The organism is Halopseudomonas aestusnigri, from assembly GCF_002197985.1.
GTDB classification, from domain to species: Bacteria; Pseudomonadota; Gammaproteobacteria; order Pseudomonadales; family Pseudomonadaceae; genus Halopseudomonas; species Halopseudomonas aestusnigri.
In genome coordinates this window covers 80,544-102,577 of sequence record NZ_NBYK01000006.1, presented here as the reverse complement: position 1 = coordinate 102,577, position 22,034 = coordinate 80,544, and the positions used below count along the sequence as shown (strand labels likewise).

The 22,034-nt window shown below is 63.7% G+C and carries 22 protein-coding genes and 1 pseudogene; 14 read left to right on the top strand and 9 right to left on the bottom strand.

Annotation, left to right across the window (positions count from 1 at the left end; translation table 11 throughout):
* The first annotated feature begins 356 nt into the window (after window positions 1-356).
* Genes B7O88_RS10630 through B7O88_RS10620 form a run of 3 tightly spaced genes read left to right on the top strand, consistent with a single transcriptional unit; the run spans window position 357 to window position 3,610 of the window.
* Window positions 357-1,715, top strand: a complete 1,359-nt coding sequence (locus tag B7O88_RS10630; protein ID WP_088275851.1) for a GntP family permease — start codon at window positions 357-359, stop codon at window positions 1,713-1,715.
* Entirely contained in the window at window positions 1,715-2,863 is a 1,149-nt protein-coding gene (locus B7O88_RS10625; RefSeq protein ID WP_088275850.1) for a glycerate kinase, read from the top strand. The genes B7O88_RS10630 and B7O88_RS10625 overlap by 1 nt, the downstream gene beginning before the upstream one ends.
* A 42-nt stretch (window positions 2,864-2,905) precedes the next feature.
* The gene (locus B7O88_RS10620; protein ID WP_088275848.1) at window positions 2,906-3,610 is read left to right on the top strand and encodes a DUF1294 domain-containing protein; all 705 of its coding nucleotides are present in this window, start codon (window positions 2,906-2,908) and stop codon (window positions 3,608-3,610) included.
* A 15-nt stretch (window positions 3,611-3,625) separates the two neighbouring features.
* Here the strand turns inward: B7O88_RS10620 and B7O88_RS10615 are convergent, their stop codons facing one another.
* Window positions 3,626-5,215, bottom strand: coding sequence for an ABC-F family ATPase (locus B7O88_RS10615; protein ID WP_088275847.1), 1,590 nt, complete (start codon window positions 5,213-5,215; stop codon window positions 3,626-3,628).
* A gap of 189 nt (window positions 5,216-5,404) precedes the next feature.
* On the opposite strand from B7O88_RS10615, the gene B7O88_RS10610 reads away from it, so the two are divergent.
* The 6 genes from B7O88_RS10610 to B7O88_RS10585 all read left to right on the top strand — a co-directional run bounded on the left by B7O88_RS10610 (window position 5,405) and on the right by B7O88_RS10585 (window position 11,941).
* Window positions 5,405-6,115: a response regulator transcription factor gene (locus B7O88_RS10610; protein WP_235005771.1), complete on the top strand. Its 711-nt coding sequence runs from the start codon at window positions 5,405-5,407 to the stop codon at window positions 6,113-6,115.
* A complete protein-coding gene (locus B7O88_RS10605; protein ID WP_088275845.1) occupies window positions 6,112-7,446 on the top strand; it encodes a sensor histidine kinase in 1,335 nt (444 codons plus the stop codon). Before B7O88_RS10610 ends, B7O88_RS10605 begins: the two co-directional genes overlap by 4 nt.
* 141 nt (window positions 7,447-7,587) lie before the next feature.
* Window positions 7,588-9,645, top strand: a complete 2,058-nt coding sequence (locus B7O88_RS10600; RefSeq protein ID WP_088275844.1) for a TonB-dependent receptor domain-containing protein — start codon at window positions 7,588-7,590, stop codon at window positions 9,643-9,645.
* A 96-nt stretch (window positions 9,646-9,741) separates the two neighbouring features.
* Window positions 9,742-10,044 carry an iron transporter gene (locus tag B7O88_RS10595; protein WP_172409664.1) on the top strand — a complete coding sequence of 101 codons (303 nt, stop codon included), beginning with the start codon at window positions 9,742-9,744 and terminating at the stop codon, window positions 10,042-10,044.
* Window positions 10,041-11,612 carry a PepSY-associated TM helix domain-containing protein gene (locus B7O88_RS10590; RefSeq protein ID WP_088275843.1) on the top strand — a complete coding sequence of 524 codons (1,572 nt, stop codon included), beginning with the start codon at window positions 10,041-10,043 and terminating at the stop codon, window positions 11,610-11,612. The genes B7O88_RS10595 and B7O88_RS10590 overlap by 4 nt, the downstream gene beginning before the upstream one ends.
* On the top strand, window positions 11,609-11,941 hold the full coding sequence (locus B7O88_RS10585) for a DUF3325 family protein (RefSeq protein ID WP_088275842.1): 333 nt from the start codon (window positions 11,609-11,611) through the stop codon (window positions 11,939-11,941). Before B7O88_RS10590 ends, B7O88_RS10585 begins: the two co-directional genes overlap by 4 nt.
* Before the next feature lie 2 nt (window positions 11,942-11,943).
* On the opposite strand, the gene B7O88_RS10580 is transcribed toward B7O88_RS10585, so the two are convergent.
* Entirely contained in the window at window positions 11,944-12,564 is a 621-nt protein-coding gene (locus B7O88_RS10580; RefSeq protein ID WP_088275841.1) for a flavin reductase family protein, read from the bottom strand.
* A gap of 79 nt (window positions 12,565-12,643) precedes the next feature.
* Window positions 12,644-13,747, bottom strand: a complete 1,104-nt coding sequence (locus B7O88_RS10575; protein ID WP_088275840.1) for an NADH:flavin oxidoreductase/NADH oxidase — start codon at window positions 13,745-13,747, stop codon at window positions 12,644-12,646.
* 101 nt (window positions 13,748-13,848) lie between these two features.
* Between B7O88_RS10575 and B7O88_RS10570 the strand changes: the two genes are divergently transcribed.
* Together B7O88_RS10570 and B7O88_RS18290 are read left to right on the top strand one after the other, a co-directional pair.
* Window positions 13,849-14,151: an ArsR/SmtB family transcription factor gene (locus B7O88_RS10570; RefSeq protein WP_088275839.1), complete on the top strand. Its 303-nt coding sequence runs from the start codon at window positions 13,849-13,851 to the stop codon at window positions 14,149-14,151.
* 33 nt (window positions 14,152-14,184) lie between these two features.
* Window positions 14,185-14,892 carry a restriction endonuclease gene (locus B7O88_RS18290; protein ID WP_088275838.1) on the top strand — a complete coding sequence of 236 codons (708 nt, stop codon included), beginning with the start codon at window positions 14,185-14,187 and terminating at the stop codon, window positions 14,890-14,892.
* Here the strand turns inward: B7O88_RS18290 and modC are convergent.
* The 3 genes and pseudogenes from modC to modA all read right to left on the bottom strand — a co-directional run.
* Window positions 14,888-15,961: pseudogene (modC, locus tag B7O88_RS10560) on the bottom strand (molybdenum ABC transporter ATP-binding protein); the annotation flags it as partial. The gene B7O88_RS18290 and the pseudogene modC overlap by 5 nt on opposite strands.
* A complete protein-coding gene (gene modB / locus B7O88_RS10555) occupies window positions 15,958-16,653 on the bottom strand; it encodes a molybdate ABC transporter permease subunit (protein WP_088275835.1) in 696 nt (231 codons plus the stop codon). The pseudogene modC and the gene modB, both read right to left, overlap by 4 nt.
* Before the next feature lie 2 nt (window positions 16,654-16,655).
* Window positions 16,656-17,405, bottom strand: a complete 750-nt coding sequence (modA, locus tag B7O88_RS10550) for a molybdate ABC transporter substrate-binding protein (RefSeq protein WP_088275834.1) — start codon at window positions 17,403-17,405, stop codon at window positions 16,656-16,658.
* 76 nt (window positions 17,406-17,481) lie between these two features.
* Here modA and B7O88_RS17800 point away from each other — a divergent pair, with 76 nt between their 5' ends.
* Complete coding sequence (locus B7O88_RS17800) at window positions 17,482-18,243, top strand: TOBE domain-containing protein (RefSeq protein ID WP_160003177.1); 762 nt, start codon at window positions 17,482-17,484, stop codon at window positions 18,241-18,243.
* A 32-nt stretch (window positions 18,244-18,275) separates the two neighbouring features.
* A complete protein-coding gene (locus B7O88_RS10535; protein WP_088275833.1) occupies window positions 18,276-18,830 on the top strand; it encodes a DUF1003 domain-containing protein in 555 nt (184 codons plus the stop codon).
* On the opposite strand, the gene B7O88_RS10530 is transcribed toward B7O88_RS10535, so the two are convergent.
* Window positions 18,821-19,981, bottom strand: a complete 1,161-nt coding sequence (locus B7O88_RS10530) for a benzoate/H(+) symporter BenE family transporter (RefSeq protein ID WP_088275832.1) — start codon at window positions 19,979-19,981, stop codon at window positions 18,821-18,823. The two genes, B7O88_RS10535 and B7O88_RS10530, sit on opposite strands and share 10 nt — an antisense overlap.
* A 123-nt stretch (window positions 19,982-20,104) precedes the next feature.
* Here B7O88_RS10530 and B7O88_RS10525 point away from each other — a divergent pair, with 123 nt between their 5' ends.
* Complete coding sequence (locus B7O88_RS10525) at window positions 20,105-20,674, top strand: helix-turn-helix domain-containing protein (protein WP_088275831.1); 570 nt, start codon at window positions 20,105-20,107, stop codon at window positions 20,672-20,674.
* Here B7O88_RS10525 and B7O88_RS10520 read toward each other — a convergent pair.
* Both B7O88_RS10520 and arsB read right to left on the bottom strand, forming a co-directional pair.
* Window positions 20,662-20,940: a peptidylprolyl isomerase gene (locus tag B7O88_RS10520; RefSeq protein ID WP_088275830.1), complete on the bottom strand. Its 279-nt coding sequence runs from the start codon at window positions 20,938-20,940 to the stop codon at window positions 20,662-20,664. The genes B7O88_RS10525 and B7O88_RS10520 overlap by 13 nt on opposite strands.
* 18 nt (window positions 20,941-20,958) lie before the next feature.
* Window positions 20,959-22,017: an ACR3 family arsenite efflux transporter gene (gene arsB / locus B7O88_RS10515; protein WP_088275829.1), complete on the bottom strand. Its 1,059-nt coding sequence runs from the start codon at window positions 22,015-22,017 to the stop codon at window positions 20,959-20,961.
* Window positions 22,018-22,034 lie beyond the last annotated feature (17 nt).

Here is a 22,034-nt window from a genome sequence, read left to right as displayed (position 1 = left end):
GCTTATGACTCTTTTTCCCGATAAACCTGCGCTACTCGACCGCGTAAACGGGACGAACCCCGGGTGCACACTTCACCATCCAAGTACTGATCGCTCCTACGCTCCCGCGTGGGAGCGCTTGTCAGGACGCTCTGCGTCCTGTTTGCTCTGGATGCTCGCCTTACGCTCTAGGGCCCCTAACCAGAGCGGATCTACCCAGTTTCAGGTTCATTGCTATTGGGCGAGCGAACAAGAATGCGTTGCCAATTCCCGTCTATTGTTGTGCGTGGGCATAAGGCTTTTGTCCCGCGGGCTGGGTGACAATGGCGGTAGTCATCGCCGCCCATCGCGGCAAACACAATAAAAAGGAGTTCAGCATGGGTCTGGTACTGATTCTGGTCGCCCTGATTGCCTTTATCGTTCTGGCGACATCGCGCCTCAAGTTACACCCCTTTCTTGCCTTGCTGGCGGCGGCGCTGCTGGCCGGTTTCGCCTATCAGGTACCGACCATGGAGATCGTCAAGACGATCACCGGTGGTTTTGGCGGCATTCTTGGCTATATCGGCATTGTCATTGTGCTGGGGACCATTATCGGTGTGATCCTTGAGCGCAGCGGCGCGGCGATCACCATGGCGGAGACGGTGATCAAGCTGCTGGGGGAGCGTTTTCCGACGCTGACCATGTCGATCATCGGCTATCTGGTGTCGATCCCGGTGTTCTGTGATTCGGGCTACGTCATCCTTAACTCGCTGAAGAATGCGCTGGCCGCGCGCATGAAGGTCTCGGTGATCGCCATGAGTGTGGCGTTGGCAACCGGCCTCTACGCGTCCCACACCTTTGTGCCGCCGACTCCCGGCCCGATAGCCGCAGCCGGTAATCTCGGGCTGGAGAACAATCTCGGTCTGGTGATTCTGGTCGGTCTGGTGGTGTCGCTGGTGACTGCCTTTGCCGGGATGTGGTGGGCCAATCGGTTCATCGGCAAGGACATTCCGCTGGAAGACAACGGCACCCACGTGATGGACGCTGAAGACTACGCGCAGATCCGCGCCAAGTACGGTGTGTTGCCGAGCGCGAGCAAGGCCTTTGCGCCGATCTTTCTGCCGATCGGCCTGATCTGTCTGGGTACGCTGGCGAATCTGCCGGCCAAGCCGGTGGGCGAGGGCTTCGTCTACACGCTGCTGGCATTTCTCGGTCAGCCGGTGGTCGCTCTCGCGGTTGGCCTGGCGCTGGCCTGCACCCTGTTGCGCGCGGACAACAAACGGCAGGAGTTTCATGATCGCGTCGTTGAAGGCATTCAGGCGTCGGCGCCGATCCTGCTGATCACCGGTGCCGGCGGTGCCTTCGGCGCCATGCTCAAGGTGACGCCGCTAGGCGACTATCTGGGGGCGACCCTGTCGGCGCTGGGTATCGGTCTGTTCATGCCGTTTGTGGTGTCTGCCGCGCTGAAGTCAGCGCAGGGTTCAACTACCGTGGCGCTGGTGACTACCTCGGCGCTGGTTGCACCGCTGCTGCCGGAGCTGGGGCTGGATAGCGAGATGGGCCGGGTGCTCTGCGTCATGGCCATTGGTGCCGGCGCGATGACCGTGTCCCACGCCAACGACAGCTTCTTCTGGGTCGTGACCCAGTTCAGCCGCATGAGTGTCGGCACCGCCTACCGTGCGCAAACCCTCGGCACCCTGATGCAGGGCATCGCCGGGATCATTACCGTCTGGTTGCTGAGTCTGGTACTGCTCTGATGAAACTGGTTATCGCCCCTGATTCCTTCAAGGAAAGCCTGAGTGCCCGCGCTGTTGCTGAAGCCATAGCAGCGGGCTGGGCGCGGGTTTGTCCCGATGCTGAACTGCTGCTCTGCCCGATGGCTGATGGCGGCGAGGGCACGGTAGATGCGGTATTGGCCGCTACCGGGGGCGAGCGCCAGCAGACCGAGGTCAGCGGCCCGCTGGGTGACCCGGTAACCGCCAACTGGGGATTGTTGCCGGGGCGTCGGGCTGTGATCGAAATGGCCGAGGCCAGCGGACTGCATCTGGTCGAGCCGGCGCGGCGCGATGTGCTGAGGGCGAGCAGCTTCGGCACCGGCGAGCTGATCCGCGCGGCGCTTGATGCCGGGGTGCGGCGCATCGTGCTGGGCCTCGGCGGCAGCGCAACCAACGATGGCGGTGCCGGTTTGCTGTGCGCGCTTGGGCTGCGCCTGCTGGATGCCGATGGTGGGGATCTGCCCCCGGGCGGCGCGGCGCTGGCGCGGCTGCGCCATATCGACCTGACCGGACTGGATACCCGGCTGGCGCAGGTTGAAGTGCTGGTTGCCGCCGATGTCGACAATCCGCTCTGTGGGCCACGTGGCGCCTCGGCGGTATTTGGCCCGCAGAAGGGCGCGAGTCCGGCGCAGGTGGACCAACTGGACGCCGCGCTGGGCCATTATGCCGATGTTATGGCGTCGACTCTGGGTGAGGATCTGCGCAACCTGCCCGGCGTTGGAGCTGCTGGCGGGCTCGGTTTTGCAGCCCGCACGGTACTCAAGGCGGGCTTTCGCCCCGGTATTGAACTGGTGGCGGAGCTGGCCGGGCTGGCCGAGGCCCTGCAGGGTGCCGATCTGGTGATTACCGGTGAGGGTCGGCTTGATGGCCAGAGCCTGCACGGCAAGACACCTGTTGGCGTGGCGCGTCTGGCCAGGGCTGCCGGTGTGCCGGTCATTGCCCTGGCTGGCAGCCTCGGTGAAGGCTATCAGCGCCTCTATGCCGAAGGCATCGGCGCGGCCTTCAGTCTGGCACCGGGACCGCTCAGTCTTGAGCAGGCCATGGCAGAGGCGGGCCCGCAGCTGAGTGAGCGGGCCGCTGATCTGGCGCGGTTGTGGCAGATTGCCGGCATGGCTGCCCGGCGCGTCTGAGGGCGGGCTATACTCCGGCGCAGAGACGCGGGAGGCATGTGGATGGAGCAGGGCGGCAAGCTGGTCAACTGGAACGACGCCAAGGGCTTCGGTTTCATTCAGCCCGATGACGGCAGTGAGCGGGTGTTTGCCCATATTTCGGTCATGCGCGGTGACGCCAGGCCGGTGACCGGTATGGCGGTGCGCTTTGTGGCGGTCGCCGACGAACAGGGGCGACGACGGGCCGAGCACATGCGTGGTGAGGGGCTGGCGCTGGACCGTCCGGCCATTCGCCGCAAGCCGCGCGAGCGCAGCACGCCGACGCCGACTCCGGCCCGCGGGGCCGCGCGCCGTGCCGGGCGACACCGGCACCGGGTACATAATCGGGGTGCCAAGCTGGTGGTGCTGGCGCTGCTCTGCGTACTGCCACTGGTCGGCACTCTGCAATGCTGGCTGGAGCAGGGGCAGCCCTGGTGGCTGCTGGCGTATGGGGTGATCAGCGTTATCAGCTTTGTTCAGTATTGGCTCGATAAACGCAGTGCCGAGACGGGGCGCTGGCGCACGCCGGAAAAGACTCTGCATCTCTCTGCGCTGCTGGGCGGCTGGCCAGGCGCGCTCGTGGCCCAGCAGCTGTTTCGCCACAAGACCCGCAAGGCGTCCTTTCAGGTTCTGTTCTGGCTGATTGTTGCCCTGCACCAGCTGGTCTGGCTCGACTGGCTGGTGTTCGACGGCAGCCTTTTGGCGCTATTGCCCTTTGTATCGCCCTGACGGCGAACCGTCAGATCAGACCAGCACGCCCTGACTGCGCAGGTAGTCGTCGTAGCTGCCGGAGAAGTCGGTCACGCCATTTTCCGACAGCTCGATGATGCGGGTGGCCAGCGAGCTGACGAACTCACGGTCGTGGCTGACGAAGATTAGCGTGCCCGGGTAGTTCTCCAGCGCCAGGTTGAGCGCTTCGATCGATTCCATGTCGAGGTGGTTGGTCGGCTCGTCCATCAGCATGACGTTGGCCTTGCCGAGGATCAGCTTGCCGAACAGCATGCGGCCCTGTTCGCCCCCGGAAATCACCTTGACCGATTTGCCTATCTCGTCGTTGGAGAACAGCATGCGGCCGAGGGTGCCGCGGACCAGCTGCTCGCCACCCTGGGTCCACTGTGCCATCCATTCGAACAGGGTGCAGTCGTCCTTGAAGTCGTCGGCGTGATCCTGCGCGAAGTAGCCGATGTCGGCGCTTTCGGCCCATTTCACTTCACCGGCCATGGGTGCCATCTCGCCGACCAGGGTGCGCAGCAGGGTGGTCTTGCCGATCCCGTTCGGGCCGATGATGGCCACCCGCTCGCCCGCTTCGATCTGCAGGTTCAGACCCTTGAACAGCACTTCGCCGTCGTAGCCCTGGCTGACGTTCTGCAGGGTGACCGCCTGGCGGTGCAGCTTCTTGAACTGCTCGAAGCGGATAAACGGGCTGACGCGGCTGGAGGGTTTGACCTCTTCCAGCTGGATCTTGTCGATCTGCTTGGCGCGGCTGGTGGCCTGCTTGGCCTTGGAGGCGTTGGCCGAGAAGCGGCTGACAAAGGTCTGCAACTCGGCGATCTGCGCTTTCTTCTTGGCGTTGTCCGACAGCAGACGCTCGCGCGCCTGGGTGGCGGCGGTCATGTACTCGTCGTAGTTGCCGGGGAACAGGCGCAGTTCGCCGTAATCCAGGTCGGCCATATGGGTGCAGACCGAGTTCAGGAAGTGACGGTCGTGGGAAATGATGATCATGGTGCTGGTACGCGCCTTGAGTACGTCTTCCAGCCAGCGGATGGTGTTGATATCCAGGTGGTTGGTCGGTTCGTCCAGCAGCAGCACATCCGGATCGGAGAACAGCGCCTGGGCCAGCAGCACACGCAGCTTCCAGCCGGGGGCGACTTCGCTCATCGGGCCGAAGTGCTGTTCCAGCGGAATGCCGAGACCGAGCAGCAGTTCACCGGCCCGGGATTCGGCGGTGTAGCCGTCCATTTCCGCGAACTCGCCCTCCAGTTCGCCGACTTTCATCCCGTCTTCTTCGCTCATTTCCGGCAGCGAGTAGATGCGGTCGCGCTCGGCCTTGACCTTCCACAGCTCCTCGTGACCCATGATCACGGTGTCGATCACGCTGAACTCTTCATAGGCAAACTGGTTCTGGCGCAGCTTACCCAGACGCACGTTCTGTTCGAGCATGACCTGGCCGCCGGAGGGTTCCAGCTCGCCGCCAAGGATCTTCATGAAGGTCGACTTGCCGCAGCCGTTGGCACCGATCAGGCCGTAGCGGTTGCCGTTGCCGAACTTGACGGAAACGTTTTCGAACAGCGGCTTGGGACCAAACTGCATGGTGATGTTGGCGGTGGCGATCACGGGAGAATCCTGGCTGAGCAAAGAAGCGGACTGAAAGGGCAGCCGCGAGGGGCGGCGCAAAGCCGCGCATTGTAGCGGTTGCGTCGACGCGGCGACAGGGCCGCGCCGACCGAAGGTCGTTTGCTTTGCAGTGCCCTGATGCAGTATTTTTACAGGTGCAAACAATTATCGTTTGTAACGAGGCGCGCCGTGCAAGCATTTCAACCCCACATTCTGGCTATCGAGGACGACCCGGTTCTGGGTCTCCATCTGAAAACGTCGCTTGAGCGCGCGGGTTTCGTCATCACCGTTGCTGCCGATGGCGACAGCGGCCTGATCCTGGCGCAGCGAGTAGCCTACGACCTGATCCTGCTGGATGTGATGCTGCCCGGCATTGACGGTATGGAACTGCTCAGGCGTCTGCGGTGCCAGCGCGTCACACCGGTACTGATGATGTCTGCCCAGGGTGATGAAGGGCACCGTATTGCCGGGTTTGACGGTGGTGCCGATGACTATCTGCCCAAGCCGTTCAGTACCCGCGAGTTGCAGGTGCGGATCGCTGCCATCCTGCGTCGGGTGGCCTACGAGCGGGAGCGCGACTGCGTTGTGCCGCCGGCAGCCAACGACGATCTGGTGGCGTTTGATGAGCCTGCCATGCGCGTGCGTTGCGGGGATTGCTGGTTGAGTGTCACACCGACCGAGTTTCGATTGCTGCAGGTATTGTACGAACAGATGGATGAGGTGCTGACCAAGGCCTTCCTGTACCAGCAAGTGCTGCGCCGCGGCTACGCCCGACATGACCGGGTATTGGACATGCACATCAGCAACCTGCGTCGCAAGCTGGCCCGGGCCGGGATCCACAACCTGCGGCTGGAGTCGGTCTGGGGGCGGGGTTACCTGCTCAGCTGGCAGGTCTCTTGACGCCCGGACGGTGGTCTCTGTTCTGGCCGCTGGTGATTCTGGTGGCCGGATTCTGTCTGAGTCTGATCAGCGCGACCCATTACCTGAGCGCACGTATTGATCGTTATCTGTCCTTTCTGCCGGACCGGGCGCTCAGTACCCTGCAGGGCTATGCCGCCGAGGCCGCGCAGGCGCTGGCCGAGGGCCCTGACGCGCTGGAGCGCTGGCGCAGGCAACGCACTGAGGTGTCGCCGGAGTTGCTGGCGCTGGTGGACGAGGATCGACGACCGCTGGCAGGGCAGGCACTGACCGAGCGGCAGCGGCGCATGCTCGGCTTTGTCCGTGACTATGATGGGCTTATGAGCCGCCGCGGCGATGGTCGGCCGACTATCCGGGTGCCGCTGCCGGATCAGTCTCATTACCTGGTTCTGCGTTTGCCTGAGGCACTGGCGCCCTGGGGGCAGCGCGCGCTGCTCAATCTGATGCTGCTGTACGTGGTGCCCGGGTTGCTCGCGGTATTGTTCTGCGTGTTGCTTTACTGGCTGCTTATCTCGCCGCTCGAGCGCTTGCGTCGACAGGCCAACGCGATGCGTGCCGATCCCTTGCAAAGTCTGCTGCCGGCATCGCTGGCAAGGCGTCGCGACGAACTCGGTGAGCTGGGGCGCTCGCTGGAGTTTCTGACCCTGCGCCTGCGCCAGTCTGTCGCCCAGCAGCGCCAACTGATGCGGGACCTTTCCCATGAGTTGCGCACCCCTCTGAGTCGGCTGGGTGTGGCAGCCGAAACCGAGCTGCCGTTGCCCGAACTGCGTAACAGACTGGAGCGCGAAGTCGGCAACATGCGCGAGCTGGTCGACAGCACGCTGGAGCTGGCCTGGCTCGACAGCGTGCCCGGGCGGCTGGATTGCGAGGCGGTTGATGTCAATGCGCTGTGGGATGTATTGCGCGAGGACGCCCTGTTCGAGTCGGGCTGGCAGCCGGAGGGAATCGTGACCGCCTTGCCGCAGGGCTGCCATGTGCTGGGTAATCTGAACGCGCTGGCGCAGGCGCTGGAAAACGTGTTGCGCAATGCCATTCGCCACTCACCGCCGCAGGGGCGGGTCTGTTTCAGTGCCGAGCAGGCCGAAGGCTGCTGGACCCTGTGCCTTGCCGATCAGGGGCCTGGCGTGGCCGAGGCGGATTTACAGGTTATCTTTCGACCCTTTGCCCGACTGAACAAGGCCCGGCCGGATGGCGACGGTTTTGGTCTTGGGCTTGCCATCGCGCAGCGTCAGATCAACCTGCAGCAGGGACATATCTGGGCTGAGAATGGTGAGCCCGGCCTGCGTGTGTGCATTCAGCTGCAAGCTGTATAGTTTGTAAATGCGCTTTACTCTCAAATAGGAATGATTAGCATTTGTCGCGAATCGAGCTCTGCCGTCCTCTCTCGCGGGGTCGCAGCGCAGGGAATAGCTCGGTGACTGTCTGCTGAATTCTGTCATAGGGGAGTGAAGTGCATGGGAATGTTCAAGCGCCAGCAACTGGCTCTGGCGGTGGCGACCGCTGCGTTGGGCCTGCCGGTCAATGCGATAGCCGAGGATACGACAAGCGACGAAATGGTCGAGCTGCAGCCCATTACCGTGGTGACCGCCGCAGGCTACGAGCAGAACATCGCCGATGCGCCTGCCAGCATCTCGGTCATTACCCGCGAGCAACTGGAAAAGCAGTCCTACTCCGACGTCACCGATGCGGTGCGCAACATTCCCGGCGTGTTTGTCACCGGCGGCGGCAATATGCAGGACATCAGCATTCGCGGCATGGATGACTCCTACACGCTGTATCTGGTCGATGGCAGGCCGATTTCCGCCGGCCGCATGGTCAACACCAACGGGGCCGATGGCGGCAAGCAGATCGGCCTGCCGCCGATCTCGATGATCGAGCGGATCGAGGTGATCCGCGGGCCGATGTCCTCGCTCTACGGCTCCGAAGCCATGGGCGGGGTGATCAATATCATCACCCGCCGCGGCGGTGACGAATGGGCCGGCAGCATCTCGACCGAGTACACCGGCGCCATGAACGATATCAGCAGCGACTCGCAGCAGGCTGATTTCTATCTGGCCGGCCCGATCATTCAGGGCCTGCTCGGTGCGCAGTTCACCGGCACCTATGTCGGCACCGACGAGAGCGATTACATCGGTGGCGGCGATTCCGCCGCCAGCATGCCGGAGAGTACCCGCAAACAGGGTGGCGCCGAGTTCTACCTGACGCCCAACGAGCAGAATCGCTTCAGCCTCGGCTACACCGCATCCGAGCTGAAATATACCCACACGCCGGGCAAGAGCATCGCTGCGGACGCTGATCCGTCGACCTATCGCTATGAAAAGGACGTCTATGTCTTCAGCCATGATGGCAATTATGGCGACCTGATCATCAACAGCTTCCTGCAGCACGATGTGTCCGACAAGCCGGGTACCGGCAGCACCAAGCAGGAGGAGGTCAGCCTGCTCAATACCCAGGCAAGCTACTTTTGGGGTGATCACGTGGTGACCTTCGGCGGGCAATACAAGCAGGAGGAGTTTGTTGATGAAACCAACGGCCTGCTGACCTCCAACATTCCGGGAGCGGTAAAAAGCGTCGATCGCTGGATTGCGGCGCTTTACACTGAGGTGGACTGGGCGCTCACCGACGATCTGTCTGTTACCACCGGACTGCGCTACAACGACGACGAGTTGTTCGGCGGCGAGCTGTCGCCACGGCTCTACGGCGTCTACCGGCTGAACCCGGAGTGGGTGATCAAGGGGGGGGTGTCTACCGGTTACCGTCAGCCGACTCTGTCCGATGCCACCGAGGGCTTCGGTCGTGGTACCGGCGGTGGCGGCTCGCCGGCCCCGCATCCCCGTGCACTGATCATCGGCAATCCGGACCTGAAGCCGGAAACCAGCACCAACTACGAGATCGGTTACGTCTACGACAACGCTGCGCTGGGGCTCAATACCAGCGCCATGCTGTTCCATACCCAGTACAAGGACAAGATTGCCGAGGATCGGTTTTGCGAAAGCCCGAACGGTGATCGCGGTGATCCGGCGACCTGGACCTGCGGGTTTGGCGGTAACAATTACTACTTCCTCAGCACCCGCAAGAACATCTCCGAGGCCGTTATGCAGGGCGTCGAGCTGACGCTCGACTACCGCTTCCAGCCGAACTGGAACCTCTCCAGCAGCTACACATTTACCCGTTCCGAGCAGAAGTCCGGCGAGTTCAAGGGCGAGCCGCTGAACCGGCAGCCGCGCCATATGCTCAACGGCCTGCTGGAATGGGACGTCAATGCGCGCCTGAACGCATGGCTGCAGGGTAACTATCGCAGCAAAACCTCCGATTACATGGGCCGCACCAGCATGTCGGACGGCACGCCCGGGTCCGGTTTTGTCGATATCGGCGCGGGCTATCGCCTGACCGACAACGTCAACGTCAAGGCCGGCCTCTACAACGTCGCCAACAAGGAAGTGACCAACGACAGCTACGGTGTGGTGCTCGATGGCCGCCGGTTGACGGTGGGCATGACGGTCGACTTCTGATCTGACAGTCAGTGGTTTTGGCAGCCCGCTCGCTGAACCTGGTCAGCCGGTGGGCTGCGTTTTATTTGCGGGCATGCGCCCGCTGGAGCGTGTTGGATGAGTAATCCGGTTTCCAAGACCTCGGTGGTCTGGCCGAGCACCCTTGGCCGTATAGTGCTGGCCGTTGCCGGTGGATATCTGTTCACCTATGGCTTTACTGCGGCGCTGGCACGGTTGCTGCCGCTGGAGCGGGTCGATGCACTGATCGGCGCGACCTTGCTGTCGTTTGCGGTCTACAGCGGCTTTGTACTCTGGGTCTTCGCGCGTCCGCTGCGCAATGCGTTGTGGGCGCTGCCGGTGACGCTGTTATTGCTGCTGATCGGCTTTGGCCCGCAGTGGTTGGGAGGAGTGCAGGGATGAGTCGCCAACCCTCATTGACCCAGTCGATGTCTGCGTTGCACACCTGGGCCGGCCTGGTGCTCGGCTGGCTGCTGTTTGCGATCTTTCTGACCGGCACCCTGGCGGTGTTTGATCGGGAGCTGACCTGGTGGATGCAGCCGGAGCTGCAGGACCGGCAGGTCGACCAGGCCAGCGCCGTACAGGTGGCCCAGCGCTGGCTGGCAGCCAACCAGCGCGATGCGAGTGCCTGGAATATCGGCCTGCCGACGGCGCGCGATCCCTCGCTGAGCGTCTCGGCGGGTGAACAGCGGCGTGGCCAGCGCACGCTGATCGACGCCGAGAGCGGCGAGCAGATAACGCCGCGAGAGACCGCAGGAGGCAGTTTCTTTTTCCGTTTCCATTACACCCTGCATATGCCGCGCTTTCTCGGTATCTGGGTAGTCGGGTTTGCTGCGATGGCGATGCTTGTGGCGATTATCAGCGGTATCATCATCCATAAGAAAATCTTTAAGGACTTCTTTACCTTCCGCCCGGTCAAGGGCCAGCGCAGCTGGCTGGATGGCCACAACGCCAGCGCCGTTCTGCTGTTGCCGTTCCATCTGATGATTACCTACACCGGTCTGGTGATCTTCTTCCTGATCTACATGCCGGCCGCAACCGATGCGCTGTACGGCGGTGACCGCGATGCGTTGTTGCGTGAACTGCGCCCGGACGCCCAGCAGCAACAGGGCGCGCGCAGGGGTGAGGGAGGTCGGCCATCGCGTGAGGTGCAGACGGCGAGCGCAGCCATGCTGCCGCTTGACCACTTCATCACCCTGGGCGAAGCCCATTACGGTGCCGGCATGCTGTCTTCGCTGTCGGTCGCTCAGCCGGGCCGTGTCAATGCGCGGGTCGAAGTGCGGCCGCTGCTTGGCAGTCGTCTGGAGCTGACCAAGGGCGAGGCGCTGGCCTTCAATGCGATCACCGGCGAGCTGCTGCGCGCGCCGCCGCCGACCCGCACCAGCCTGCTGGTGCAAAAGGTGATGGCGGGGCTGCATTTTGCCCAGTTTGGCGGTTACCCCATGCGCTGGCTGTATTTCATCTGTGGTCTGGTCAGCAGCGCCATGATCGCTAGTGGGCTGGTGCTGTATACCGTCAAGCGGCGACGGCAGTCTGCGGCACAGGGCGTCTGGCTGCGTCAGGTGGAGTGGCTCAATCTGGCCTGCGTGGGTGGACTGATGCTGGCCTGCGTGGCGCTGCTGTGGGCCAACCGCCTGTTGCCGGCGGATCTGGCCGAGCGTGAGGGCTGGGAGTTGCGGGTATTCTTCGGCGCCTGGTTGGCAGCACTGCTGCATGCACGGCTGCGCGCGCCGTTGCGTGGCTGGCTGGAACAACTGGCAGCGAGTGCGGTGCTGCTGCTGGGCTTGCCACTGCTGGATCTGCTAACCGCGCTTGCCGTTCCTGACCGCATTCGACTGGGGGTTGATCTGACCGGGCTTGGGCTCGGAGCCTTGCTGGCGCTGGCGGCGTGGAAAGTGTCAACGCGGCCGACGGCAACGGTTCGGGCTGCGCGACGAGCGCCTGCGGCGATGGCGGAGGTGCAGTCATGAACGCCAGCCTGTTGTGTCTGGCGCTGAGCTCCAGCTATGCCGGCATGCTGGCGCTGTGTCTGGGCACGGAGCGGCACTGGAAGCAACTGGCTGCAGCGGCGCCGCTGAGTTTGCGAGCGTGGTGCCGCCCGCTGGGCGTGTTGCTGCTGTTGCTGGCGCTGCTGCTGAGTCTGCAGATCTGGCCAGCCAGCATGGCGCTGGTCGGCTGGCTGGGCATGCTGTCGCTGTGCGGCCTGGTTCTGTTACTGCTGTTGCCCTATGCGCCAAGGTTGGCGCTGGGCTTGCCACTGCTGGGCGTGCTGCTGGCGCCAGTGTTCATGCTGGGGTGAGTTCAGCCGGGGCGGTGCATGCGAAACAGCGCGCCCGCCTCGACGCGGAAGTAATCGGCCGGGCCACCGCCGCGCAGAATCGGCTCGGCGGCAGCGGTCTGGTAGACACCGTCGACCAGCAGGCGGCGGTCGATGTGGACGCCAATCACCTCGCCGAGCACCAGCCAGGTATTGAGTGCATCGCCCGCCGCGCTTTGCAGCTGGATGATCTGGGTCTTGCGGCATTCGAAGGAGACCGGGCTTTCGCCCACCCTTGGCACGTCGATCTGGCGTGACGGCACCGCGGTCAGGCCCGCCAGGGCAAATTCGTCGACCTCGGGCGCCACCGCGGCGCAGCTTTGATTCATCGCCTCGGCCAGCGGCAGGGTGGCCAGATTCCAGACAAACTCGCCGGTCTGCTCGATATTGCTCAGGCTGTCCTTATGGCCGATGCTGGCAAAGCCGATGATCGGCGGTATGTAATTGAACGCATTGAAAAAACTGTAGGGAGCGAGGTTCAGGATACCGTCGCTGCTGCGGCTGCTGATCCAGCCGATCGGGCGGGGGCCAACGATGGCGTTGAACGGGTCGTGTGCCAGGCCGTGGCCCTTTGCGGGTTCGTAGTAATAGCTGTCTTCCTGCATGTTGCCCTCAGCCGATGATCTGATTGGTTGGCTGCCATTGCAGCGCGCCGGAGCGGCGCGCGCAAGGGGTGAGGGGGAATTAATCAGCGTTTGCCTGGTAGCGTTCCAGCCAGTGGGCGTACGGCGCCGGCATGACCCAGGATGGGCGCTCCACTTTCAGCTCGCGGGCGGCGTGGTAGGACCAGTGCGGGTTGGCCAGATGAGCCTTGCCGACCATGACCAGATCCAGTTGGCCATCCTCTACCGCCTTCTCGGCGATATGCGGCTCGCCAAAGCCCCAGGCTGAGGAGACCGGCACGCCGGCTTCATCACGCACGCGCTTGGCAATCGGACCCATGAACGCCGGAGCCCAGGGGATTTTGGCGGTCGGGATATTAAAGCCCATGCTGACGCTCATCATGTCCATGCCGGCGGCCTTGAAGCGACGGGTGAGGTCGATCGACTCGGTCATGGTCTGCTCGTCATTGCCGTCGAACTCGATGACCCCAAAGCGGATGGTCAGCGGCAGATGCTCCGGCCAGACCTCACGCACGGCGGCCAGGGTCTCCAGCAGGAAGCGGCCACGGTTATCGGCGCTGCCGCCGTAGGCGTCGGTGCGCTGGTTGGCGTGCGGTGAAAAGAAGCTCTGGGCCAGATAGCCGTGGGCGAAGTGCAACTCCAGCCACTCGAAGCCGACTGCCAGGGCGCGGCGTGCGGCCGCAACGAAATCGGCCTTGACCCGCTCGATGTCCTGCAGGGTCATTGCTTCGGGAACTTTCGGCAGGTGCGCGCCGAAGGGGATGGCCGAGGGGGCGATGGTCTGCCAGCCGTTGGCCGCGTCATTGGGGATATGGTCGTCACCTTCCCAGGGGCGGTTGGCGCTGGCCTTGCGCCCGGCGTGGGCAATCTGGATGCCCGGCACCGCGCCATTGGCCTTGATGCCGCGCACCACCGGGACGAACGCTTCGGCCAGCTGGTCGTTCCAGATACCGGCGCAGCCGGGGGTGATGCGGCCTTCCGGTGAGACGGCGGTGGCCTCGACGATCACCAGACCGGCGCCGCCACGGGCCTGACTGGTGTAGTTGGCGACATGCCACTCATTGATCAGGCCGTCGTTGGCCGAGTACTGACACATTGGCGGGACCGCGATGCGGTTGCGCAGGGATACGTCCTTGAGAGTGAAGGGTTGAAACAGGGCTGACATGGATAACCTCCGGCAGCAGGATTGGAATACGGCTTGATTCAATAGTTCGATAATATTGGAACTATGGATCGGAAGTAAACCTCTGTGTATGATCTTTGTCCATGCGACCGTTCAAACACCCCCCTGCCAGCGATCTGATTCTCGAGCGTGTGCTCTACGCCCTGAGCGATCCGGTGCGACTGGAAATTGTCCAGCGTCTGGCCGAAGTCAGTGAAGCCAGCTGTGGCGAGCTTGATGGCGGTCGACCGAAGTCGAGCATGTCGCATCATTTTCGTGTGTTGCGCGATGCCGGGCTGGTCATGACCAAGAGTGTCGGCACGACTCACATGAATTCGCTGCGCCGGTCCGATCTGGACGCGCGCTTCCCCGGTCTGCTGGACGCAATTCTCGCCCAGCGCAGCTGATTCTTTACCGGGTCGCCGGCAGCGGCTATCGTTATGGTCTGGTGGCATGGAGCCATCTTTCAGGAGTCAGGGATGCCTCGTCGTCAAAGTAGTACTCCCCTCGAACAGGCCGTGCTGGTCCGTCACCTCGTGCCGTGGTGGCTCTACCTGCTGCTGGCCGCATTTTGCTGGCTCGGGCTGCGGGCCATCGCCCAGTGGGCGCTTCCTTCCAGCCGTATCGGTGATGGCTCGGCTACCTTGCTGCACAGCTTTGCGCTGGTCGGTCAGGTGTTGCTGCCGCTGGCATTGCTGTGTGCCGGCGTCGCTGACCTGTTCAACCGGGTGTCCTGGCGGCGGCGGCTGGATCGGCTGCGACAGGAACGGGCGGCTGACTCGCTGCTGGAGCAGCTCAGCTGGCAGGAAATGCGTGATCTGATTGAACTGACCCTGGAGACCGAGGGATATGAGCCGGTGATTGGTTCCATCTCGGGTAGCGATCTGCTGCTGCAGCGACAGGAGCAGAAAGTGCTATTGGTCACCGAGCATTGGCGCGATCCCGTGCTGGAGCCCGGGCAACTGGAGCGAGCCGTCGACCGCGCCGACCGGGTGGATGCCGAGGCTGTGATCCTGGTCTGTGGCGGACGAATCGGTACGCCCGCGCGCGCCGCTGCACGGCGACGCGGCATTCGTCTTATTGATCGGGGGCTGATGCTGCAATGGTTGTCGCAAAGCGAGACGACGGCGGGCCGGCAGCCTGACTGAGCAGCGCGACCGCCTTGATTTGAGCCCACAGCGTCTGGCCCGGGTGCAACTCCAGCTGGTCAGCGGAGAAGCGCGTTACCCTGGCCAGCAGGGGCTGACCCTGAACATCCAGCCTGACGAGTACCTGGGCAGCATCGGCAATGGTTTCGACGGCGCAAACCGTTGCCGGCAAGCGGTTAAGCATGCTGCTGTGCTGCGGTTGCTCCAGCACCAGACTGACGTCCCGAGCCTGCACCGCTACCCGCACCCGCGTCCCCGGCGGCAGTTCGCCATGGATAACATGCAAGTGCTCATCCCCCGCCAGCCGCAGGCTGAGCAGCTGATAGGCTGAGCGGTAGCCGCTGACCACGCCTTCAAGCACGACGCGAGCGTCGTCGCTGTGTGCCAATGGCAGATCCAGACGGGGCAGCAGCGCCTGCAGCGGGCCGCTGGCCTGCATCCGACCGTTGTTCAGCAGCACCAGATGGTCGGCCAGTCTGGCGACTTCGTCCGGCGCGTGACTGACATACAGCAGCGGAATGTCCAGCTCGGCGTGCAAGCGCTCCAGGTACGGCAGGATCTCGGCCTTGCGCTGCGGGTCGAGGGCGGTCAGCGGCTCGTCCATCAGCAGCAGCCCAGGGCTGCCAAGCAGGGCCCGGGCAATACCGACGCGCTGGCGCTCGCCACCGGACAGGCTGGCGGTGCCGCGTTTGAGCAAGTGGCCGATACCCAGCAGTTTGATGATCTGCGCTGTCTGACTATCGCTGGCCGGGGAGCGGCTGCGGCGTCGACCGTAGTCGAGGTTGCCCTGTACATCGAGGTGTGGAAACAGGCTGGCCTCCTGAAAGACGTAGCCGAGTGCGCGCTGGTGGGGTGGCAGCCAGACAGCGCGCTCGCTGTCCTGCCAGCAGTTGCCGTTGACCTCGATTCGCGCCTCGGCCGCCCGCTCCAGACCGGCGATGCAGCGCAGCAGCGTGGTCTTGCCGGAGCCGGAGGGGCCGACGATGGCGGTGACGCCGCGACCGGGCAGCGTCAGGTCCAGATCGAGGGTGAAGTCGGCCAGCCGCTGTTTCAGCTGCAGACGAATCATGCGCGGGTCCCCGGCATGACGCTCGGACGGCCGCGCCGGTTGAGCAGCAGCAGAATCAGAAACGAGCACACCAGTACCCCGCCGGCCAGCCAGTGGGCACTGGCATAGTCCATCGCCTCGACGTGATTGAAGATCTGTACCGAGACCACCCGGGTGCGCTCGGGGATGTTGCCGCCAATCATCAGCACTACGCCGAACTCGCCAAGGGTGTGGGCAAAGCCGAGCACGCTTGCGGTGATGATGCCGGGGCGGGCCAGCGGCAGGGCGACGGTGAAAAAACGGTCCAGCGGGCTGGCACCCAGGGTTGCTGCCACTTCGAGCGGGCGCTTGCCGATGGCTTCAAAGGCGTTCTGAATCGGTTGCACCACAAAGGGCATGGAGTAGCACACCGAGCCGATCACCAGTCCGCTGAAGCTGAAGGCGAGGGTGCCGAGGCCCAGTTGTCGGGTCAGTGCGCCAAGTGGACCGTTCGGCCCCATGGCGACCAGCAGATAAAAGCCGATCACCGTCGGCGGCAGCACCAGCGGCAGGGCAACCAGCGCGCCGATCGGCCCCTTGAGTCGTGAGCGGGTATGCGCCAGCCACCAGGCCAGCGGCGTGCCGACCAGCAGTAACAGCACGGTGGTCAGTGCCGCCAGCTTGAGCGTCAGCCAGATGGCGGCGAGGTCGGCGGCGTCAAGCGGCAGGCTCACGCTCAGTGACCGTAGCCGTAGCCGCGGATGATCGCTGCGGCGCGCTCGCTCTTGAGATAGCTCAGCAGTGCTGCCGCCGCCGGGTTGTCGGCGCCCTTGTCGAGCAGCACGGCGTCCTGATGGATCGGCTCATAAAGATCTGCCGGTAGCTGCCACGCTGAGCCAGTTGTGATCTCGCCGTTGCGGTAGACCTGCGAGAGCGCGACGAAGCCGAGCTCGGCGTTGCCGCTGGCGACAAATTGATAGGTCTGGCCGATGCTCTGGCCCTCGACCAGTGTGTCTGCCAGCGCCGCGCTCAGCCCCAGCCGCTGCATGACCTGCGTGGCGGCCAGCCCATACGGGGCGGTTTTCGGGTTGGCGATGGCCAGATGCTGGAAGCTACCGCTGCGCAGCAGTTGCTCGCCATCGCTGATCAGGCTGGCGTCAGCCGACCACAGCACCAGCGCGCCGGTGGCGTAGGTGAAGCGCGTACCGGTGACCGCGAGGCCGTCCTGCTCGATACGCGCCGGCGTCGTAGCATCGGCAGCCAGGAAAACCTCGAACGGCGCGCCGTGGCTGATCTGGGCGTACAGTTGGCCGGTTGAGCCGAAGGCGGCGACGACGCGGTGTCCGGTGTCCTGCTCGAATGCCTGGGCAATCTCCTGCATCGGCGCGGTAAAGTTGGCGGCGACCGCGACCTGCACCTCGTCGGCCAGCGCCAGCGGGTTGACGCTCAGGCAGGCGATGGCGGTGATGAGCAGCGGCAGACGCATGGAATCTCCTTGGCAGTGGACGGCGACTGACCGTTATATTATTCGTTATATAGCGTTTGGCAACGGGTCGCAGGTCATGAAACTTGAAGGACAGGTCTGGTTTTCCCATCAGGGTCGCCCGCTGGCGGGGCAGGATCGCATCGAGCTGTTGGTCTGCATCAGCGAAACCGGCTCTATCAGCAAGGCGGCCAGCGCGGCGGGCATGAGCTACAAGACGGCGTGGGACGCGGTCGATGCGATGAACAAGGCGTCTGGCAGCCCGCTGGTAGAGCGCTCGGTTGGCGGACGTGGCGGCGGTGGCACGCGGCTGACCGGGGCTGGCGAACAGTTGGTCGCGGCGTTTCGGCGCTATCAGCAGGAGCACGCGGCTTTCCTGCAACGGCTCAGCGAAGACGACAGCCTCGATCCCTACCTGCAGGTGATGAACCGGCTGCGCCTGCGTACCAGCGCGCGCAATCAGCTGTTTGCCCGGGTTGCCGCGCTGCGCCCGGACGGATTGAGCACGCGGGTGGAGTTGACCCTCGATGGTGGCCATGCGCTAACTGCGGTGATCACGCGTAACAGCGGTGAACGGCTTGGATTGTGCGAGGGTGCGGAGGTATTTGCACTGATCAAGGCGCCCTGGGTAAAGCTGGCGAGCGACGTGATGTCTGGTAACCGACTGACCGCTACGGTAGTGGGACGGGTGCAGGTTGGCGATCAGCTGGCGCTGGAGGCAGAGCTGCCCGGTGGTGTACTGCTCGTGGCCTCACTGGTTGATGATCCGTCTGTGCCGGGGCTTGGCGAATCGATAACCCTGTGGATTGACCCTGAACAGATCATCCTCTGCGCACTATAGTGCTTGTATCCCGTTGGCCAAGGAGTCAGCCGATGACCACGCCCAAGCAAGGCAAAACCGAATCCGCCGCGGCAGGCGCAGTGCCCGGCACACATCACTTTCGCTTTCACCGACCGAACATGCATCTGGACTCGGTATTCGGTGATGGCTGGTTTGCCCTGCGTGCCGAAGCCTTTGCCCGCTTTTTCGGTACTCCGGTGTTTCTGATCGCGCAGACCCTGATCGTCGCGCTGTGGATCACCATCAACGTTTCCGATCTGGTCAGTTTTGACCGCTACCCGTTTATTCTGCTGAACCTGGCGTTCAGTTTGCAGGCGGCCTACGCGGCGCCCCTGATCCTGCTGGCGCAGACCCGTCAGGCAGACCGTGACAAGGCATCGGCGCAGGCTGATGCACTGCACCGTGAGGCGCTTGCCGAGGCCAGTGAGCAGCGCGCCGCCCACGCCGCCGAGCAGACCGAGCAACTGCTGCTGTTACTCGAGCAAAACACCCGCCTGACCGAGACCGTTCATCAGCTGAGTCAGCGTATCGAAACTCTGACCAGCGAGATTCACCGCGGGGTTTGCCAGCGTCCTGCTCAACCTTGACGGCGTGGCAGCCGCAGCACCAGCAGGCCCAGCAGCAACCCCCAGAAGGCACTGCCGATGCCCCATAGCGCCAGCCCTGATGCGGTCACCAGAAAGGTCAGAAAGGCTGCCTCGCGTTGCTGATCATCGTGCAGCGCGGTAGCCAGCGCGTTGCCGATGGTGCCCAGCAACGCCAGACCGGCAATCGCCATCACCAGTGCCTGCGGGAAGGCGGCGAACAGGCTCGCGACCGTGGCGCCAAACAATCCGGTCAGCAGATAGAAAAAGCCACCCCAGGCACTGGCGCGAAAGCGCTGGCTCGGGTCGGCATCGGCATCCTTGCCGGCACAGATCGCCGCGCTGATCGCGGCCAGGTTGAAGGTGTAGCCGCCAAAGGGCGCCAGCAGCAGGCCGGTGATGCCGGTGGTGGTCATCAGCGGCGAGGCGGGCAGCTGATAGCCGTTGGCGCGCAGTACTGCCATGCCCGGCACGTTCTGCGAGGCCATGGTGACGATAAACAGCGGGATGCCGACCCCAAGCAATGCCGGAACCGACAGCGCCGGGGTCGTCCAGACAGGTTCAGCCAGCGACCACTCCAGCTGTTCCAGGTGCAATTGCCCAGCCAGTGCGGCAACCAGTATCCCAACCAGCAGGGTGACCGGTATCACGTACCGCGGGAACAGCAGCCGACCGGCCAGATAACAGGCCAGCATCAGTCCGACCAGCAGGGTTTGCTGCTGCAGCGCGCCGAACAGGTTGAGGCCGAACGGCAGCAGTACGCCGGCCAGCATGGCGCCGGCCAGCGGCGCGGGAATCAGTCGCATGATGCGATCGAACCAGCCGAGCAGACCGCACAGAGTGATCAGTGCGGCATTGAACAGAAACACCCCAATGGCCTCGTTCAGGCTGAATCCGGGCAGCCCGGTTGCCAGTAGTGCACCGCCCGGGGTGCTCCAGGCGATCAGCACCGGGGCGCGAAAGCGCAGCGAGAGGCCGATGCTGGTAACCGCCATGCCGATGCCCAATGCCCACAACCATGAGCTGATCTGGTCCGGTGAGGCGCCGGCGGCCGCGGCGGCCTGAAAGATGATCACCGCCGAGCTGGTGTACCCCACCAGCACGGCGATAAAACCGGCGGCAATGTGGGACGGGTTGAACCAGGCCTTCAGCATGTGACGATCCTCAATCGGCGGTTTGTGCGTTATAGCGCCCGGTTGGCCGATCCTAGCACCGTGCGCTATAACGCACAAAGGGGTGTTGCTATGCTGTGCGGCCCTCAACTTAGCGGACCTGTGATGCAGGAAATCAGCCAGTACCTCGCCGATACCCTCAGGCAGCTGCGCACTGACCGTGGCTGGAGTCTGGATCGTGCGGCGACCGAATGTGGCGTCAGCAAGGCGATGCTCGGCCAGATAGAGCGCGGCGAATCCAGTCCGACGGTGGCGACACTGTGGAAGATTGCCTCGGGCTTTGGTACGTCGCTGTCGAGCTTTATCGAGCCACCGCCGGCCGAGCAACGTGGCGTTACCCTGCGCAGCGCCGACACCCTGCGCCAGCGCCCGGCCGCCGATGCCATGCTGATTGCACCGCTGTTTCCGTTTGATGCGCGCTACGGCTTTGAGCTGTTCGAGCTGACCCTGTTGCCGGGTTATGAGCGGCTGTCAGAGCCGCACAGTGAAGGCGTCGTTGAGCATGTAATCGTGGTGCGCGGGGTCATGGAGCTGCTGGTGCGGGGCGTCTGGCAGCAACTGAAAGAAGGTGAGGCGGTGCGCTTCGCCGCGGATCAGCCGCATGGCTATCGCAACGCGGGCACCCAGCCTGCGGTATTCCATGACCTGATCTACTACCCGCCTCAGTCGCGGTAGAACACCTGCACCAGGTGGTAGCCGAACTGGCTCTTGACCGGACCGTGCACCATTTTCAGCGGCTTCTTGAAGATGATCTGGTCGATGGCGCGAACCATCTGACCCGGACGTACCTCACCCAGATCGCCGCCGCGCTTTTTCGACGGGCAGGTTGAATACTTCTTTGCCAGCACATCGAAGGCTTCGCCGGCGGCGATGCGTTTCTTCAGCGCGGCCGCTTCGGCTTCGGTCTTGACCAGAATATGGCGGGCCATGGCGACGGGCATGACGGGGGTCCTCTCGGTTCAGCGGGATTCGTACCAGGGGCGGCTGCGGTTGATGATACCGACCAGCCAGAGCATCAATGGTACTTCAATCAGCACGCCAACGACCGTTGCCAGTGCGGCGCCGGAGTTGAAACCGTACAGGGCGATGGCTACCGCGACGGCCAGCTCAAAGAAATTGGAGGCGCCAATCAGGGTCGAGGGTGCCGCCACGTCATGGCGTACCCCAAACCGCCGGTTCAGGCCGTAGCCGAGCGCGGCGATAAACAGCGTCTGCAGCAGAATCGGGATGGCCAGCAGGGCAATCACCAGCGGTTGTTGCACCAGCGCCTCGCCCTGAAACGAAAACAGCAGTACCAGCGTCGCCAGCAGCGCCCCCATCGACAAGGGGGCAATGGCGCTTAGTGCCTGCTCCAGCGCGGCCTTGCCGCGGCGCAGCAGCAGATAGCGTGCAGTCTGGGCAATCGCCAGCGGCAGCACGATATACAGGCCGACCGACAGCAGCAGGGTATCCCAGGGCACGACGATATCGCTGACCCCGAGCAGCAGCGCGACAATCGGCGCAAAGGCGATCACCATCACCGCATCGTTCAGCGCCACCTGACTCAGGGTGAACTGCGGGTTGCCGCGGCACAGGTTGCTCCAGACAAACACCATTGCCGTGCAGGGCGCAGCACCCAGCAGGATCAGACCTGCGACGTAGTGGTCCAGTTGCTCGGCCGGCAGCCAGCCGGCAAACAGCTGGCGAATGAACAGCCAGGCAAACAGCGCCATCGAAAAAGGCTTGATCGCCCAGTTCACCAGCAGGGTGATGGCAATGCCGCGGGTCTGCTGCCGCACTTCGCCGAGCGAGGCAAAGTCGACCTTCATCAGCATCGGGATGATCATCACCCAGATCAGCAGACCGACCGGCAGGTTGACGTTGGCCACGCTGAGCGAGCCCAGTGCCTGCATGGGGGCCGGCAGCAGCACGCCGAGCAGGGTGCCGAGGGCAATGCAGAGGGCTACCCAGAGCGTCAGGTAGCGTTCAAAACGGCCCATGGGTGAGGGTTGGCGGGTGGATTCAATGCTGCTGTGCATGGGCGGACCTTGTCTGG